Source organism: Micromonospora sp. DT44 (assembly GCF_049841635.1).
Taxonomy (GTDB): domain Bacteria; phylum Actinomycetota; class Actinomycetes; order Mycobacteriales; family Micromonosporaceae; genus Micromonospora.
This window is the reverse complement of the sequence record NZ_JBNCKS010000008.1, coordinates 126,615-141,418: the sequence shown is the minus strand read 5'-3', so window position 1 is coordinate 141,418 and position 14,804 is coordinate 126,615. Positions and strand designations below refer to the sequence as shown.

At 72.6% G+C, this 14,804-nt stretch carries 12 protein-coding genes; 3 read left to right on the top strand and 9 right to left on the bottom strand.

The features are described from left to right. Window positions 1–97: 97 nt before the first annotated feature. Together rph and rdgB are read left to right on the top strand one after the other, a co-directional pair. Window positions 98–823 carry a ribonuclease PH gene (rph, locus tag ACLQ25_RS07095; RefSeq protein WP_425730089.1) on the top strand — a complete coding sequence of 242 codons (726 nt, stop codon included), beginning with the start codon at window positions 98–100 and terminating at the stop codon, window positions 821–823. Further along, on the top strand, window positions 820–1,437 hold the full coding sequence (rdgB, locus tag ACLQ25_RS07090) for an RdgB/HAM1 family non-canonical purine NTP pyrophosphatase (RefSeq protein ID WP_425730088.1): 618 nt from the start codon (window positions 820–822) through the stop codon (window positions 1,435–1,437). Before rph ends, rdgB begins: the two co-directional genes overlap by 4 nt. A gap of 92 nt (window positions 1,438–1,529) precedes the next feature. On the opposite strand, the gene hutH is transcribed toward rdgB, so the two are convergent. The 6 genes from hutH to ACLQ25_RS07060 all read right to left on the bottom strand — a co-directional run bounded on the left by hutH (window position 1,530) and on the right by ACLQ25_RS07060 (window position 9,545). Beyond that, on the bottom strand, window positions 1,530–3,068 hold the full coding sequence (hutH, locus tag ACLQ25_RS07085; RefSeq protein WP_425730087.1) for a histidine ammonia-lyase: 1,539 nt from the start codon (window positions 3,066–3,068) through the stop codon (window positions 1,530–1,532). Continuing rightward, window positions 3,065–4,258, bottom strand: a complete 1,194-nt coding sequence (gene hutI / locus ACLQ25_RS07080; protein ID WP_425730086.1) for an imidazolonepropionase — start codon at window positions 4,256–4,258, stop codon at window positions 3,065–3,067. The genes hutH and hutI overlap by 4 nt, the downstream gene beginning before the upstream one ends. Further along, window positions 4,255–5,616 carry a formimidoylglutamate deiminase gene (locus ACLQ25_RS07075; protein WP_425730085.1) on the bottom strand — a complete coding sequence of 454 codons (1,362 nt, stop codon included), beginning with the start codon at window positions 5,614–5,616 and terminating at the stop codon, window positions 4,255–4,257. The genes hutI and ACLQ25_RS07075 overlap by 4 nt, the downstream gene beginning before the upstream one ends. Before the next feature lie 205 nt (window positions 5,617–5,821). Further along, entirely contained in the window at window positions 5,822–7,024 is a 1,203-nt protein-coding gene (locus tag ACLQ25_RS07070; protein ID WP_425730084.1) for an allantoate amidohydrolase, read from the bottom strand. After that, complete coding sequence (hutU, locus tag ACLQ25_RS07065) at window positions 7,021–8,679, bottom strand: urocanate hydratase (protein ID WP_425730083.1); 1,659 nt, start codon at window positions 8,677–8,679, stop codon at window positions 7,021–7,023. Before hutU ends, ACLQ25_RS07070 begins: the two co-directional genes overlap by 4 nt. A 14-nt stretch (window positions 8,680–8,693) precedes the next feature. Continuing rightward, window positions 8,694–9,545 carry a MurR/RpiR family transcriptional regulator gene (locus ACLQ25_RS07060; protein ID WP_425730082.1) on the bottom strand — a complete coding sequence of 284 codons (852 nt, stop codon included), beginning with the start codon at window positions 9,543–9,545 and terminating at the stop codon, window positions 8,694–8,696. Between the two features lie 129 nt (window positions 9,546–9,674). Between ACLQ25_RS07060 and ACLQ25_RS07055 the strand changes: the two genes are divergently transcribed. Next, entirely contained in the window at window positions 9,675–10,952 is a 1,278-nt protein-coding gene (locus ACLQ25_RS07055; RefSeq protein ID WP_425730081.1) for a hypothetical protein, read from the top strand. Window positions 10,953–11,004: 52 nt separating this feature from the next. On the opposite strand, the gene ACLQ25_RS07050 is transcribed toward ACLQ25_RS07055, so the two are convergent. From ACLQ25_RS07050 to ACLQ25_RS07040, 3 genes are read right to left on the bottom strand one after another with little or no spacing between them, the layout of a single operon-like run. Further along, on the bottom strand, window positions 11,005–12,081 hold the full coding sequence (locus ACLQ25_RS07050; RefSeq protein WP_425730080.1) for a glycosyltransferase: 1,077 nt from the start codon (window positions 12,079–12,081) through the stop codon (window positions 11,005–11,007). Window positions 12,082–12,086: 5 nt separating this feature from the next. After that, the gene (locus ACLQ25_RS07045; RefSeq protein WP_425730079.1) at window positions 12,087–13,619 is read right to left on the bottom strand and encodes a lipid II flippase MurJ; all 1,533 of its coding nucleotides are present in this window, start codon (window positions 13,617–13,619) and stop codon (window positions 12,087–12,089) included. A gap of 2 nt (window positions 13,620–13,621) precedes the next feature. Then, window positions 13,622–14,752, bottom strand: coding sequence for a glycosyltransferase family 4 protein (locus tag ACLQ25_RS07040; RefSeq protein ID WP_425730078.1), 1,131 nt, complete (start codon window positions 14,750–14,752; stop codon window positions 13,622–13,624). Window positions 14,753–14,804: the final 52 nt, after the last annotated feature.

The window sequence follows — 14,804 nt, the reverse complement described above, 5'->3', positions numbered from 1 at the left end:
ATGGCCCGGTGACCCCGGATTCCTCCGGGCACACGGCGCGGACGTGCCGCAGGGCACCCGGGGCGAGGTGGATCCCCGCACCGCATAGGGTGCAGGGATGGCGCGACCTGACGGGCGAGGGCCCTCACAACTCCGACCGGTGACCCTGACCCGAGGCTGGAGCACCCACCCGGAGGGGTCGGTGCTCGTCGAGTTCGGCGGCACCCGGGTGCTCTGCACGGCGAGCGTCACCGAGGGCGTGCCCCGCTGGCGCAAGGGCTCCGGGCTCGGCTGGGTGACCGCCGAGTACGCGATGCTGCCCCGGGCCACCAACACCCGCTCCGACCGGGAGAGCGTCAAGGGCCGGGTCGGCGGGCGTACTCACGAGATCTCCCGCCTGATCGGTCGCAGCCTGCGCGCCTGCATCGACCTCAAGGCGCTCGGCGAGAACTCGATCGTCCTTGACTGCGACGTGTTGCAGGCCGATGGAGGTACCCGGACCGCCGCGATCACCGGCGCGTACGTGGCGCTGCACGACGCGGTGGGCTGGCTGGCCGCCCGAAAGTCCCTCGCCGGCAAGCCGGAGAAGGTCATGCACCGCTCGGTGGCCGCCGTCAGCGTCGGGATCATCGCCGGCGAGGCGCGCCTGGACCTCTGCTACGAGGAGGACGTGGTCGCCGAGGTGGACATGAACGTGGTGTGCACCGGCACGGGCGACTTCGTCGAGGTGCAGGGGACCGGTGAGGCGGGCGTGTTCGCCCGGGACCAGCTCGACAGCCTGCTCGACCTGGCCGTGGCCGGGTGTGGCGAGTTGGCCGAAGCCCAGCGGAAGGCTCTCTCATGAACAAGGTCCTGCTCGCCACGCGGAACCGTAAGAAGCTGGTGGAGCTTCAGCGGATCCTGGACGGCGCGCTCGGCGCGCACCGGATCGCCCTGCTCGGCCTCGACGACGTCGAGGAGTACCCGGAGCTGCCTGAGACCGGCCTTACCTTCGGCGAAAACGCGCTGATCAAGGCGCGGGAGGGTTGCCGGCGGACGGGGTTGCCGACGATCGCCGACGACTCGGGCATCGCCGTGGACGCGCTGAACGGGATGCCCGGGGTGTTCAGTGCCCGGTGGGCCGGTAAGCACGGCGACGACCAGGCCAATCTCCAGCTCGTGCTGGACCAGATCGCCGACGTGCCGGACGAGCACCGGGCGGCGTCCTTCGTCTGCACGGTGGCGCTGGTGCTGCCCGGCGGCAAGGAGCACCTGGTCGACGGCCGGCAGCCCGGTCGGGTGCTGCGCGCGCCGCGCGGCGACGGCGGGTTCGGCTACGACCCGATCTTCCTGGGCGACGGTCAGGACCGGACCAACGCCGAGCTGACCCCGGCCGAGAAGGACGCGGTCAGCCACCGGGGCAAGGCGCTGCGGGAGCTGGCCAAGCTGGTCGCCAAGGTTCTGCCGCCCGCCAGCTGACGGGCGCGAGGTGCTACCGCCCGCGAGCTGACGGGCGCGAGGTGCTGCCGCCCGCCGCCTGACCCGCGGCGGACGACAGCGACCCGTGGAGGTCAGCCCAGCGGGCCGACCTCCCGCTCGATGGCCGCGCGCAGCTCGGGGCCGGCGACGACCGCACGGGCCGCCTCCATCACCGGGGCGAGGAACACGTCCGGGCCGGGGTCACCGGCCGCCGCACCGAGCGCGGCGACGGCGGCCCGACCGGCCGGCGACGGCACCAGCGGCTCACGCAGTTGCAGGCCGCGCACACCGGCCAGCAACTCGACGGCGAGCAGGCTGGTGAGATTGTCCAGCACGGTGCGCAGCTTCTTGGCCCCCGCCCAGCCCATCGAGACGTGGTCCTCCTGCATGCCGCTGGTGGGCAGCGAGTCCACCGACGCGGGTGCCGCCAGCCGCCGGTTCTCCGCGACGATCCCGGCCGCCGTGTACTGGGCGATCATCAGCCCGGAGTTGACCCCGGCGTCGGGGGAGAGGAACGCCGGCAGCTCCCGGGAGCGGGTCACGTCGAGCAGCCGGTCCACCCGCCGTTCGGCGATCGCACCCACCTCGGCGGCGGCGATGGCGAGGAAGTCGGCGGCGAAGCCGAGCGGTGCGCCGTGGAAGTTCCCGGTCGACTCGACCCGACCGTCCGGAAGCACCACCGGGTTGTCCACCACGGACACCAGCTCCCGGCCCGCGACCGTGCGGACGAAGTCCAGGGTGTCGCGGGCCGCGCCGGCCACCTGCGGCGCGCAGCGCATCGAGTACGCGTCCTGCACGGCGTGGGCCAGGTCGTCGCGGTGCGAGTCCATGACCCGCGAATCCTGCAACAGCCGGTGGATGTTCGCCGCCGACGCCGCCTGGCCGGGGTGCGGTCGGATGGCGTGCAGCTCGGGCAGGAACGGCCGCTCCGAGCCGAGCATCGCCTCGATGGCCAGCGCCGCGGTCACGTCCGCCATCGCGAAGAGGTGCGCCGCGTCGTGGATGGCCAGCAGCAGCATGCCGAGCATGCCGTCGGTGCCGTTGATCAGCGCCAGCCCCTCCTTGGCGGCCAGCTCGATCGGCTTGAGCCCGTTGGCGGCCAGCACGTCGGCGGCGTCCTGCCGCTCGCCGGCCGGGCCCAGCACCCAGCCCTCACCGAGCAGCACCAGCGCGCAGTGTGCCAGCGGCGCCAGGTCGCCGGACGCTCCCAGCGAGCCGTGCTCCGGCACCCACGGGGTGATGTCGTGGTTGAGCAGGTCGACGAGGGCCTCGGCGACCAGCGGCCGGACCCCGGAGCGGCCCAGGGCGAGCGAGCGTACGCGCAGCAGCATCATGGCGCGTACCACCTCGCGGGGCATCGGGGCGCCCACCCCGGCGGCGTGCGAGCGGATCAGCGCGTGTTGCAGCTCGGCCCGCCGCTCCGGCGCGACGAAGGTGTTCGCCAGGGCCCCGAACCCGGTCGAGACGCCGTACACCGGTCGTCCGGCGGCCTCGATCCCGTCCACGATCGCGCGGCTGGTCGCCATCGCGTCCCGGGCGGCCGGGTCGAGGACGACCGTGGCGGTGCCACGGGCCACCGCGAGCACGTCGTCGGCGGTGATCCCGGTGGATTGGATGGTCACGTGCGTCATTGCGGAACTCCGTTGCGAATTACCTGGCGGATCAGGGGGACACCGGGCCGGTAGGCCAGGTGCAGGTAGGACGGCGCGTCCAGGACGACCAGGTCGGCCCGTGCGCCGGGGGTGAGGACGCCGATGTCGTCGCGGCGCAGCGCCCGCGCGCCACCGGCGGTGGCGGCCCAGACCGCCTCCGCCGGGGTCATCCGCATCTCGCGGACCGCGAGGGCGATGCAGAAGGGCATCGACGAGGTGTACGACGAACCGGGGTTGCAGTCGGTCGCCAGGGCCACGGTCACACCGGCATCGAGCAGCCGGCGGGCGTCCGGGTACGGCGAGCGGGTGGAGAACTCGGCGCCCGGCAGCAGGGTGGCGACGGTGCACGTCGGAGGACCGGAGAGCCACTCGATCGTCGTCGAGTTCGCGAGCGCGTCGACGTCGGCGTCGCTCAGGTAGGTGCAGTGGTCGACGCTGGCCGCGCCCAGCTCCACCCCGAGCTGCACGCCCGGCCCGGGGCCGAGCTGGTTGGCGTGCAGCCGTAGGCCCAGCCCGACGGCCTGCCCACAGGCGAGGATGGCGCGGGCGTGGTCGACGTCGAAGGCGCCCCGCTCGCAGAACACGTCGATCCACTTCGCGTGCGGCGCGGCGGCGGCCAGCATCGGCCCGCAGACCAGCCCGACGTAGTCGTCCGGCCGGTCGGCGTACTCGGCGGGGACCACGTGCGCGCCCAGGAAGGTGGTCTCACTGCTGGTCTCGGCCGCGATCCGCAGCGAGCGGGCCTCGTCGGCGACGTTCAGCCCGTACCCACTCTTGATCTCCATGGTCGTGGTGCCCTGGCGCAGCGCCTCCCCGCGCAGCCGGCGCACGGTGGCCCGCAGCTCTCCGTCGGTGGCGGCCCGGGTCGCGCCCACGGTGGTCCGGATGCCGCCGCCGGTGTACGGCTCGCCGGCCATCCGCGCGGCGAACTCGGCGGCCCGGTCCCCGGCGAAGACCAGGTGGGCGTGGCTGTCCACGAAGCCGGGCAGCACGGCGGCCCCGCCGACGTCGATCCGGTGGTCGGCGGCCGGTGCATAAGCGGACGGCCCGATCCAGGCCACCCGATCCTCCTCGACGAGCACGGCCGCCTCGCGGCGGATGCCCAGCGGGTCCGCGCCGATGCCGTTGGTGACCAGCTCCCCGATGTTGTCGACAAGCAGGCTGCTCATGAGCGCGTCACCGCCTCGATCGACGCCGACAGCTCGGCCGGCACGTCGACGCTCAGGTGCCGGCCCTCGGCCACCACCACCCGGCCGTCCACCACGACCTGGTCGACGTCCGCAGCGCCGGCCGCGAAGAACGCACCCAGCGGCGGTACGCCGGCGGTGCGGGCGCTGTCGAGCCGTACCGTCACCAGGTCGGCGCGGGCGCCGGCGGCGATCCGACCGGCGTCGGTCCAGCCCAGCGCGGCGTGCCCGGCGGCGGTGGCCGTGGTGAACAGGTCGACCGGGGTGAAATGGCCGCGGCGGCGGGTACGCAGCCGTTCGTCCAGCTCCACGGCGCGGGCCTCCTCGAACAGGTCGACCACGGCGTGACTGTCGCTGCCCAGGCTCAGCCGGATACCCGCGTCGGCCATCCGGCGGGCCGGACCGATGCCGTCGGCGAGGTCCCGCTCGGTGGTGGGGCAGAGGCACACGCCGGTCCGGCTGTCGGCGAGCAGGGTCAGGTCCGCGCTGGTCGGATGGGTGGCGTGGACGGCGGTGGTGTCCGGCCCGAGCACTCCGTGGTCCGCGAGCAGCGCGGTGGGCGTACGCCCGTGCACGGCCCGGCACTCGTCGTTCTCGGCGGGCTGCTCGGAGAGGTGCACGTGCAGCGGGGCCTGCCGGTCGCGGGCCCGGTCGGCGATCGTACGGAGTTGGTCGGCGGGCACCGCCCGGACCGAGTGCACGGCCGCGCCGAGCCGCACGTGGGAGTCGGTCGGCTGGAACGCCCCCGCCCGCCGGGCCCAGCCGGCCGCGTCGCCGTCGCCGAAGCGCCGCTGCGGTCCGGCGAGCGGCTGGCCGTCCACTGTGGAGGTTAGGTAGCAGGTGTCCAGCAGGGTGAGCCGGATGCCGGCGTGCGCGGCGGCCTCGACCAGCGCCGAGCCCATCGCGTTCGGGTCGTCGTACGCGCCGCCGTCGGGCCGGTGGTGCAGGTAGTGGAACTCGCCCACGCAGGTGATCCCCGCGAGCGCCATCTCGGCGTACGCCGCCCGGGCCAGCGCCAGGTAGGTGTCCGGGTCGAGCCGGTCCGCGACCGCGTACATGCGCTCCCGCCAGGTCCAGAAGTCACCCCGCCCGCCGTGGGTGCGCCCCCGCAGGGCCCGGTGGAAGGCGTGCGAGTGCGCGTTCGCGAGGCCCGGCAGGGTCAGGCCGGGCAGCGGCACGGCGTCGGCGTACACGTCGACCCCGGACGGCGGCCGGCTCCCGGGGGTCAGCGGCGTCACCGCGCTGATCCGGCCGTCCTCGACCTCGATCAGCACGTCGGGCGTGGGCTCGGCGTGCGCGGGCAGCCAGGCGTACTCGGCGAGCCAGCGGGTGGCGGTCATACTCCGCGCCTCCTTTGGAGCTGAATCGTCTGTGACATCAGCGGCCGGGGTGCTGCCGACGCCCCGGCCGGTCGCGGTGGTTGTGGCGCTCCGACTGATCCGTCTGCGGCATCAGCTCCAAAGGACGTCCACAACAGGTGCCCACCAGCGCCACGCGGTGGGCCAACCCGGCGCGGACCGGCCCTGCCCGGGCCCACCACGACCGTCAGCGGCATGTCAGCTCCTCGAGCACCCGGGCCAGCGCGCGCACCCCGGCCGCGCAGTCGTCGTCGCTCGCGGACTCGGCGGGGGAGTGCGACACCCCGGTCGGGTTGCGCACGAACAGCATCGCCGTGGGCAGGTACGCAGCGAGCACCCCGGCGTCGTGTCCCGCGCCCGTGGGCAGCACCGGCGCGTCGAGCAGCGTCGCCAGCCGGGCGGCCAGGTCGTCGTCGAAGGCGACCAGCGGAGTCACCGACTCCTCGGTGACCAGCACCTCCGTGCCGTCGCGGCGGGACCGCTCGGCGAGCTTGGCCCGGACCGCGTCGACCAGCCCGGTCAGGGTCTCCGGGTCGGCGGCGCGCGCGTCCAGCCAGCCGGTCACCCTCGACGGGATCGCGTTGGTGGCGTTGGGTTCCACGGCGACCCGACCCACGGTGGCGTGCGCCCCACGCACCCGGGCCTCCTTGTTCGCGGCCAACACCCCGAACGCGTAGGTGAGCATCGGGTCGCGCCGGTCGGCCATCCGCGTCGTACCCGCGTGGTTGCCCTCGCCGACCACGTCGAAACGCCAGCGGCCGTGCGGCCAGATCGCGCTCGCCACGCCGATCGGCGCGTCCGCGTCCACGAGCGCGCGGCCCTGCTCGACGTGCAGCTCCACGAACGCGCCGAACCGGCCCAGCAGCTCCGGGCGGGCGCCCGCCGGCCGCCCGCCGAGCGCGTCGGCGAAGCTCACCCCGGCCGCGTCGCGCAGGCCGGCCGCGCGGTCGGCCGCCAGCACGCCGGTGAGCAGCCGCGACCCCAGGCAGGGTACGCCGAAACGCGCGCCCTCCTCCTCCACGAACGCGGCCACCACCAGCGGCCGGACCGGGGTGACACCGGCGGCGCGCAGCTCGTCCACGGCGAGGAACGCGCTGACGACGCCGAGCGGCCCGTCGTACGCCCCGCCGTGCGGCACCGAGTCGAAGTGACTCCCGGTCAGCACGGCGTCCGTGCCCTCGGGGTCACCCCAGTGGGCGAACAGGTTGCCGTTGCCGTCCTCGGTGACCGGCAGGCCGCGACGGTCGGCCTGCGCCCGGAACCAGGCCCGCAGCTGGTGTTCCGGCTCGGTCAACGCGTACCGCAGGTAGCCGCCGCTGCCGGCGTCCCGCCCGACCGGCGCGATCTCGTCCCACAGCTCCCGGAACCGGCCGGGCAGGTCGTCACTCACGCGTTCTCACCCTCGGTCATGGGCACCCGGACGCCGGTGCGTTCGGCGACCTCGCGGGCGCTGTCGTAGCCGGCGTCGACGTGCCGGATGACGCCCATCGCCGGGTCGTTGGTGAGCACCCGCTCGATCTTCTGGCCGGCCAGTGCGGTGCCGTCGGCCACGCAGACCTGCCCGGCGTGGATTGACCGGCCGATGCCCACCCCACCGCCGTGGTGGATGGAGACCCAGGACGCCCCGCTGGCGGTGTTGACCAGCGCGTTCAGCAGCGGCCAGTCCGCGATCGCGTCGGAGCCGTCGGCCATCCCCTCGGTCTCCCGGTACGGGCTGGCGACGCTGCCGGTGTCCAGGTGGTCCCGACCGATCACCACCGGGGCGGAGAGTTCACCGGAGGCGACCATGTCGTTGAACCGCACGCCCGCCAGGTCCCGTTCGCCCTGGCCGAGCCAGCAGATCCGGGCCGGCAGGCCCTGGAAGGCGACCCGCTCGCCGGCCAGCTTGATCCACCGGGCCAGCGACTCGTTCTCCGGGAACAGGTCCAGGATGGCCCGGTCAGTGGCGGCGATGTCGGCCGGGTCGCCGGAGAGCGCCGCCCACCGGAACGGACCCCTGCCCTCACAGAACAACGGCCTGATGTACGCGGGCACGAAGCCCGGGAAGTCGAACGCCCGCTCGTAGCCGCCGAGCTGCGCCTCGCCCCGGATCGAGTTGCCGTAGTCGAAGACCTCGGCCCCGGCGTCGAGGAAACCGACCATCGCCTCGACGTGCCTCGCCATCGACGCGCGGGCCCGATCGGTGAACTCGGCGGGCTTCGCCGCGGCGTAGTCCCGGGAGTCGGCCAGCTCGACCCCCACCGGCAGGTACGCCAGCGGGTCGTGGGCGCTGGTCTGGTCGGTCACGATGTCGATCTCGACGCCCCGGCCCAGCAGCTCCGGGAAGACCTCGGCGGCGTTGCCGACGACCCCGACGCTCAACGCGCGCCGGTCCCGCTTCGCCGCGCGGACCCGCGCGACCGCGTCGTCCAGGGAGTCGGCGACCTCGTCCAGGTAGCGGTCGTGCACCCGGCGGTCCAGACGGGTGCGGTCGACGTCCACGATCAGGCAGACGCCGTCGTTCATGGTGACCGCGAGGGGCTGCGCGCCACCCATTCCGCCGCACCCGGCGGTGAGCGTCAGCGTCCCGGCCAGGGTGCCGCCGAACCGCTTGGCGGCCACCGCCGCGAACGTCTCGTAGGTGCCCTGGAGGATGCCCTGAGTGCCGATGTAGATCCACGAGCCGGCGGTCATCTGCCCGTACATGGTCAGGCCGAGCTGTTCCAGGCGACGGAACTCGGGCCAGGTTGCCCAGTCGCCGACCAGGTTCGAGTTGGCCAGCAGCACCCGGGGCGCCCACTCGTGGGTGCGCATGACCCCGACCGGGCGGCCCGACTGCACCAGCATCGTCTCGTCCGCGCGCAGGTCGGTCAGCGTACGCACCAACGCGTGGTACGACGGCCAGTCCCGCGCCGCCTTTCCGGTGCCGCCGTAGACCACCAGGTCGTCGGGGCGTTCGGCCACCTCCGGATCGAGGTTGTTCATCAGCATCCGCAGGGCGGCCTCCTGCTGCCACCCACGGGCGGTGAGCTGGCTGCCCCGTGCGGCACGGATGGGCTGGGTCATCTCCGGTCTCCTCCTCATCCGAGGAACAACTGTCGGCGGGCCGCGGAGGCTTCGAACGCCTCCAGGCGGCGCTGGGTGTCGGCCGGCGCGGCGTCGCAGATCGCCTGCAACAGGACCATCGCCAGGGTCATCGGGGCGGTGTGCAGGTCGAAGACGAGCTGGGCGCCGACGGCGGCCGGCAGCACCACGTCGGCGTGTTCGGTGGCCGGGCTGACCGGTGAGTCGGTGATCGCCACGACGGTCAGCCCGGCGGCACGCGCGTCGCGCAGGGCATCCAGGGTCTCCCGGGGGTAGCGGGGCAGCACGAAGGCGAGCACGGCGGACGCCCCGGCCTCGGCGGCCTGCTCCAGCCGGTCGGTCAGCAGGCTGCCCCCGTCGTTGAGCACCCGCACGTCCGGGTGGACCTTCGCGGCGAAGTAGGCGAAGTACGCGGCCAGCGGCGCGGCGGCCCGCAGGCCCAGCACCGGCAGCGGCCGGCTGGACGCGAGCAGCCGTCCGGTCTCGGCGATCCGGCCGGTGTCGGCGAGCTGCCCGGCCAACCGGTCCAGGTTGCCCATCTCGGCGCGTACCGCCTGCTGGAGCTCGTTGGCGGTGTCCGCCGGGCCGCCGGCCGTGCTGGCGGTGAGGTCCCGTAGCCGGCGGCGCAGCGCCGGGTAGCCGTCGTGGCCGAGCGCGACGGCGAACCGGGTGACCGAGGGCTGGCTGACCCCGGCCAGCTCGGCGACCTCCGCAGCGGAGAGGTACGCGACGGTCGGCGCGTGTTGCACGAGACAGTGCGCGATCCGGCGCTGGGTCGGGGTGAGCCGTACCCCGTCGAACAGGTCGAGGACCTGCTCGGCCGTCGCCTCGGCAGCGCTGTCATTCACGCTTCGACTCTATGCATGAAAACTTTCACAAAGCAAGCAGTGGCGCGGTCACCGGTGGGTGCCGCCGGGGCGGGTCGGGTTGGACGATGGCCGGTACTATCCGCACGGCGGTACAACGGAGGAGTGCGCATGCAGCCGGAAGGCCCCTACAGGTTCACCCACGCGCTCGGCGGGTCTCCGGTAGGGAAGGCATGGGCCGCGATCGACGAGCAGGGCCGGTTCGTCACCGTGGCGGTGCTCGACGCCACCGTGGCCGCCGCACCAGGCTGGCGCGAGTCCTTCGCCGGAATCGCCGATTCGCTGGCGCAGGCTCCGGATGGATTGGCCTACACGTACGCCGACTTCTCGGCCGATGCCCCCTGGGTGGCGTACCCGGCCGAGGCGGGTGCCGGGGCCGAAAAGCTGCTCCGGGCCCTCGGCGTCGAATACACCCCCGCTCCGACGTCCGTCCCGCCGTCGGTGTCCGCCCCGCCCGTGTCGAGCCCGCCGCAGCCGGTCTCCGGTGCGCCGCAGGCCCCGTGGGCAGTGCAGACGGGTCCCGTCCCCGGCAAGTTGGTGTCCGCGATCCCGCACCCGATCTCCGGCGCGCCCATTTCGCCGGCCGGGGTGACGTCGGCGCCACCCGCGCCGGTGACCTCGGCGCCACCCGACGCCCACAGCAACGGACCGACGAGCGCCGACCTGTTCGCCTCGCCAGTCCGTCGCATCACCCCCTCCGCACCGCCCAAGCGGCGGACCGGCCTCTGGGTCGGAGCCGCAGCGCTGGTATTGGTGGTGCTGGCCGGCGCGGGTGGCCTCATCGCCTGGGCCGGCCTGGCCGACGACGACAACCCGGCCGACGTGAACGCCACCGCCGCCGCCGCACCGCCAACGATGCCTACCGCGCCGCCACAGTCGCCGGGAATCGAGCCGCCGCGCGGCGGCAAGTGGCCGCCACAGTGGCCGCGGTTCACCGAACGGGACAACGTGCGGACGCTGACCGGCCTCGAAGGGCTCGGGTTCCCGGTGAAGGTTCCGATGGACTGGTCCTGCACACTTGCTGGTCAGACCGAGGGATTCGTCAAGTACAACTGCGGCATGACAGCCTCCGGGAGATCGCCGATCGGTGGTGAGCTGATCGTTCGGAACTGTCCCCAGCCGTGTGACGAGCAACGCCAGACCACGATGCGGATGAGCGAGGAGGCGTGGGGCGCGCGGTGGATCCGCAGCGGGCAGTACGCCACCTACGCCGAGGCGCTCATCGACGCCGACGGCGAGCAGCGGCACGGTCTGGTCGTCGTCGCCTACTTCCGCAGCGGGGACGGTGTCGTCGACCGGCAGCTCGTGCTCCGGATGACCAGCCCGGTGCCGGAGGCCCAGCAACTGCGCCGGGTGGCCACCTACCTGCGGGACGTCGTGGTCTTCTGAACTTGCCGTGGACACGCGTGCCGACCGGCACGCGTGTCCACGTAAATCGCGCTCAGCGACGGGTTTCGGCGATCCAGTCCGTCATACGAGCGGCGAACTGCTGCTCGGAGAACCTGGCGGCATGTGCTCGGATGCGCTCCGGCGACAGTTCCGGCAGGCGGTGGAGCAGCGGTACGAAGCTGTGTGGGTCGACGGAGTCGACGAGGAAGCCGGTCTCGTCGTTGTGCACGGTCTCCAATAGACCGCCGCGGCGCAGGCCCACCACCGGGGTACCGCAGGCCTGTGCCTCGACCGGGATGATGCCGAAGTCCTCGTGGACCGGGAACAGCAGTGCCCGCGCACCCCAGTAGAGCTGGCGCAGCCGCTCCTTCGAGGGGCGGACCTCGAACGTCACCGCCACCCGGGCTCGCTCCGCAGCGCGCCGCAGCGCGGACTCCTCGGGACCCGAGCCGGCGATGACCACCGGCAGACCGGCCGCCTCGGCGATCTGAATGATCAGGTCGAAGTTCTTGTACGGGATCCATCGCCCGACCCCGAGCAGGTAGTCGCGGGACTGGCTCTGGTCAGCAGCAGGCGCGGCAGCGAAGTAATCGACGTCCACTGGAGGGTTGATGACGACCGCGTCGCGCCGCCAGTATCGGGCGATCCGGGCACGCACCTCCTCGGAGTTCGCGGCGTACCCGTGCACGTGGCGGCTGAGCCGCACATCGGCGGTCTGCAGCACACGCCGTGGCAGGGTCAGCAGCGGATTGGAGCCTCGCCCGTCGAAGTTCGGGCTCCAGATGTATCGGGCGGGGGAGTGCACGTAGCTCAGGTACCGGGTGTGTTCCGTCGAGCCGAGCCGTACGGTGTGGGCGAACGCGTGGCTGGACGAGATGACGAGGTCGAACCGCTCCCGGCTGAGGGTTCGCCAGACCAGCGGCATCAACGGCAGCGCCCCTGCCTTCGTACGGCGCAACGGTGTCTGCGCCAACCAAGATTCCCGCAGGTTGGGCTCGACGGCGTCGTGGTCCTTCCACAACACGAAGCGCTCCGCGTCCGGCAGCAGTTTGCTGATCTGCCGGAAGACGTTCTCCGAGCCGCCGGTCGCCCCGAACCACTCGTGCACGAGTGCCACCCGCCCGCTCATCAGCCTCACTTGATTGCCACCAGGCCGTCCTGCTGAGGCTCGTCCGTGCCGCGGCCGAGCTTCTTCAGGACGAACGACAGGAACGTACGCCGAAGCGAGGGCACGGCCGTTACGTAGCCGACCCAGACCAGCAGGATGGCCACGCAAGATGCGACGAGGCGTAGCAGCCCGGCGCCGGCCAGCAGATATCCGGCTACTGCGGCGACGACCGCGCCGGGCAGCGCGATGGCGAGCAGGCGCGTGCTGTAGCCCAGCACCGACAGCCACCTCGCGGAGATGAGGAACATCAGGACGCCGCCGATCGAGGAGGCAGCGCCGATCGTGAAGGCGCCCCATTGCCTGTACAGCAGGACGTTCACGGCGATTGGTATGCCGAACGACAGCGCCATCACGATCGCGACCTGGACGTTGGCCCCTCGGGCGTTCAGCACTTTTACGAAGGTGTAGCCGAGGACGTGTGCCCAGATCCCGAGCGCGAAGCCCAACAGCAGCACCGACGATACGTCCACGGCCCGCTCGTCGAACTGGCCTCGGGCATAGAGGAGGGTGACGATCCCCCGGCTGTTCAGCGACAGGATCAGGGCGAGGGGGACGGCCACCAGTATCACCGGCGGGATCAGTCGGCGGAGCCCGTCACCCACCTCCCCGGCCTTCATGCGGGCGAACGACGCCAGGCCGGCCAGACCCAGCGGGGCGGCGAGCAGGGCCATGCACGAGTCGACCACGAAGCGTGCGTACTCGGTGGCGGCTACCACCTCGACGCCGAGCAGCGAGCCGACGGCCCGCTCCACCGCGATCGAGCCCTGCAGGATCACGGGAATCAGCAGCAGTGGCCGCAGGCGCCGCCAGAACATCCCGAGGGCGACCTTGGCGGCCGCCCGATCCGGGCGGCGCGAACCAGTGTCGTCGCCTCCGTGCAGGTAGCCCTGACGCTGGATCCAGTAGGCGCCCCAACCCCACAGCACGATGTACGGCACCGTGAAGCCCCACGCCAGTACGGAAACGTGCCCGGTCCTCCAGGCGATCACCGTGGCGAGGATCAGCCCGATGCTCTGGCATGAGGGCCGCAGGTTGATCAGGCGGACGTCGTCGTTGGCCAGGCCGACCAAGGTGTTGAGGTTGTACAGGACGTAGAACGGCACGCCTAGCGCGGCGATGCCGAGCATGGTCGCGGCGATGTCCGCCGTGTGTGGATCCAGCCCCGGCCCCAGGAGCCCAACCCACAGGTCCCGCCCGAAGATCAGCGCCACGGCCAAAAGCAGGGAGAAGACGGCCAACAGCAGGTGCACCGCACGGTAGAGCGTCCGCGCCATCGCCGGCCGCTCCTGGCGGTACTGCACGTACAGCGGAAGGAAGCCCGCAGTCAGCGCGTCGGCGGTGAAGAAGTTGATCGGAATCAACGTCGCAGTCAGCGCGATGCGGTTGGCTGCCACCACCCGCCCCGCCCCGAAAAGCGCGGCCAGCAGCACCTCGCGGAGCAGGCCGAGGATCTTGCCGGCGATGCCGCCGAGGACCAGACGGAAGAAAATCTTGCCCATGGTCAGGCTCGGCGCTGTGCGATCAGGTGTGCGAAGTCCGCCAGGTAGTTCCGGGCACACTGGTCGAGGAGGAAGGCTGGGGGCAGCAAATTGTCCCGCGGCGCTCGGTCCGCGGTCACCTTCAGCACCACGTCGGCAAGAGCGTCGGAGTCCGACGTGTCGACCTCGTGCATGACCCGGCTCAGCGCCTCGGATCGGATCGACCCGGCCGTGACGACGCAGGGCAGGCCGCCGGCCAACGCCTCCAGCACCGCCATCGGAAGCCCTTCCAGTCGCGCGGTGGTAAGCAGTGACACGTCCACGGCCGAGTAGTAGTCGGGCACTGCGTCCGCGTCCACCCGTCCGGTGAAAACGACCATCTTCTCCAGCTGGAGCTTGCGGACCAGGCCGCGCAGCCGCCCGTCGTCCGGGCCATCGCCCACCATGAGGAACCGGAACCGGTCGCCGTGGCCACGGTCGCGGAGGGCCGCTGCCGCCCGCAGGGCCCGATCGACCCGCTTCTGCACGTGCAGTCGGCCGACACAGCCGACCAGGACCGTCGCCTCGTCGATCCCCAGAGCGCGTCGGATCCGGTCCCGGGCCGCGCCGTCAAAGGCATGGTCCTCGGCCCGGACACCGTTCGGAATCAGACGGATCTTGCCTGGCGTCGTCGACCAGTTCTGCGGTGCCGCGGTCAGCGACTCGACCACGTTTTCGCCGACCGCGACAAGGCGGTCGAATTGGCGATACCGGGCCAGGTCGCGGACCAGCGAGAGCGCGTTCTTGGGCGCACCGGCCAGGGAACGCGCGGTGGGCGCCCGCAGCTTCGACCCAAGTTCCATGGCGGACGTGCCGTGGGCCTGGAGCACGAACGGCGTGTGCGGGTGCAGGGCCCGCTCCCGGACCACCGAGTAGGAGCCGGCGCTGACCGAGAAGACCACCCCCGGTGGGGAGCTGATCGCCCCCCAGTGGGCCCGGGACTCCTCCCACCAGGCGCGGGAGTAGCGGCCCGGCCGGGTGCCGGCCAGCGGCGTCACCTGGACGCCGTCCTCGGCGAACGCGCCGGTCCGGCCCGGAATCGCCGTGGTGACCAGCTGCACGCGCGGCACGGTCCTGGCCCACTCGGCGGCCAGTCGCCAGGCGAGGGTTTCCATCCCGCCGGTGTGATGGTGCGGCGTCGATCGGGAATGGATCAGGATTGACTCG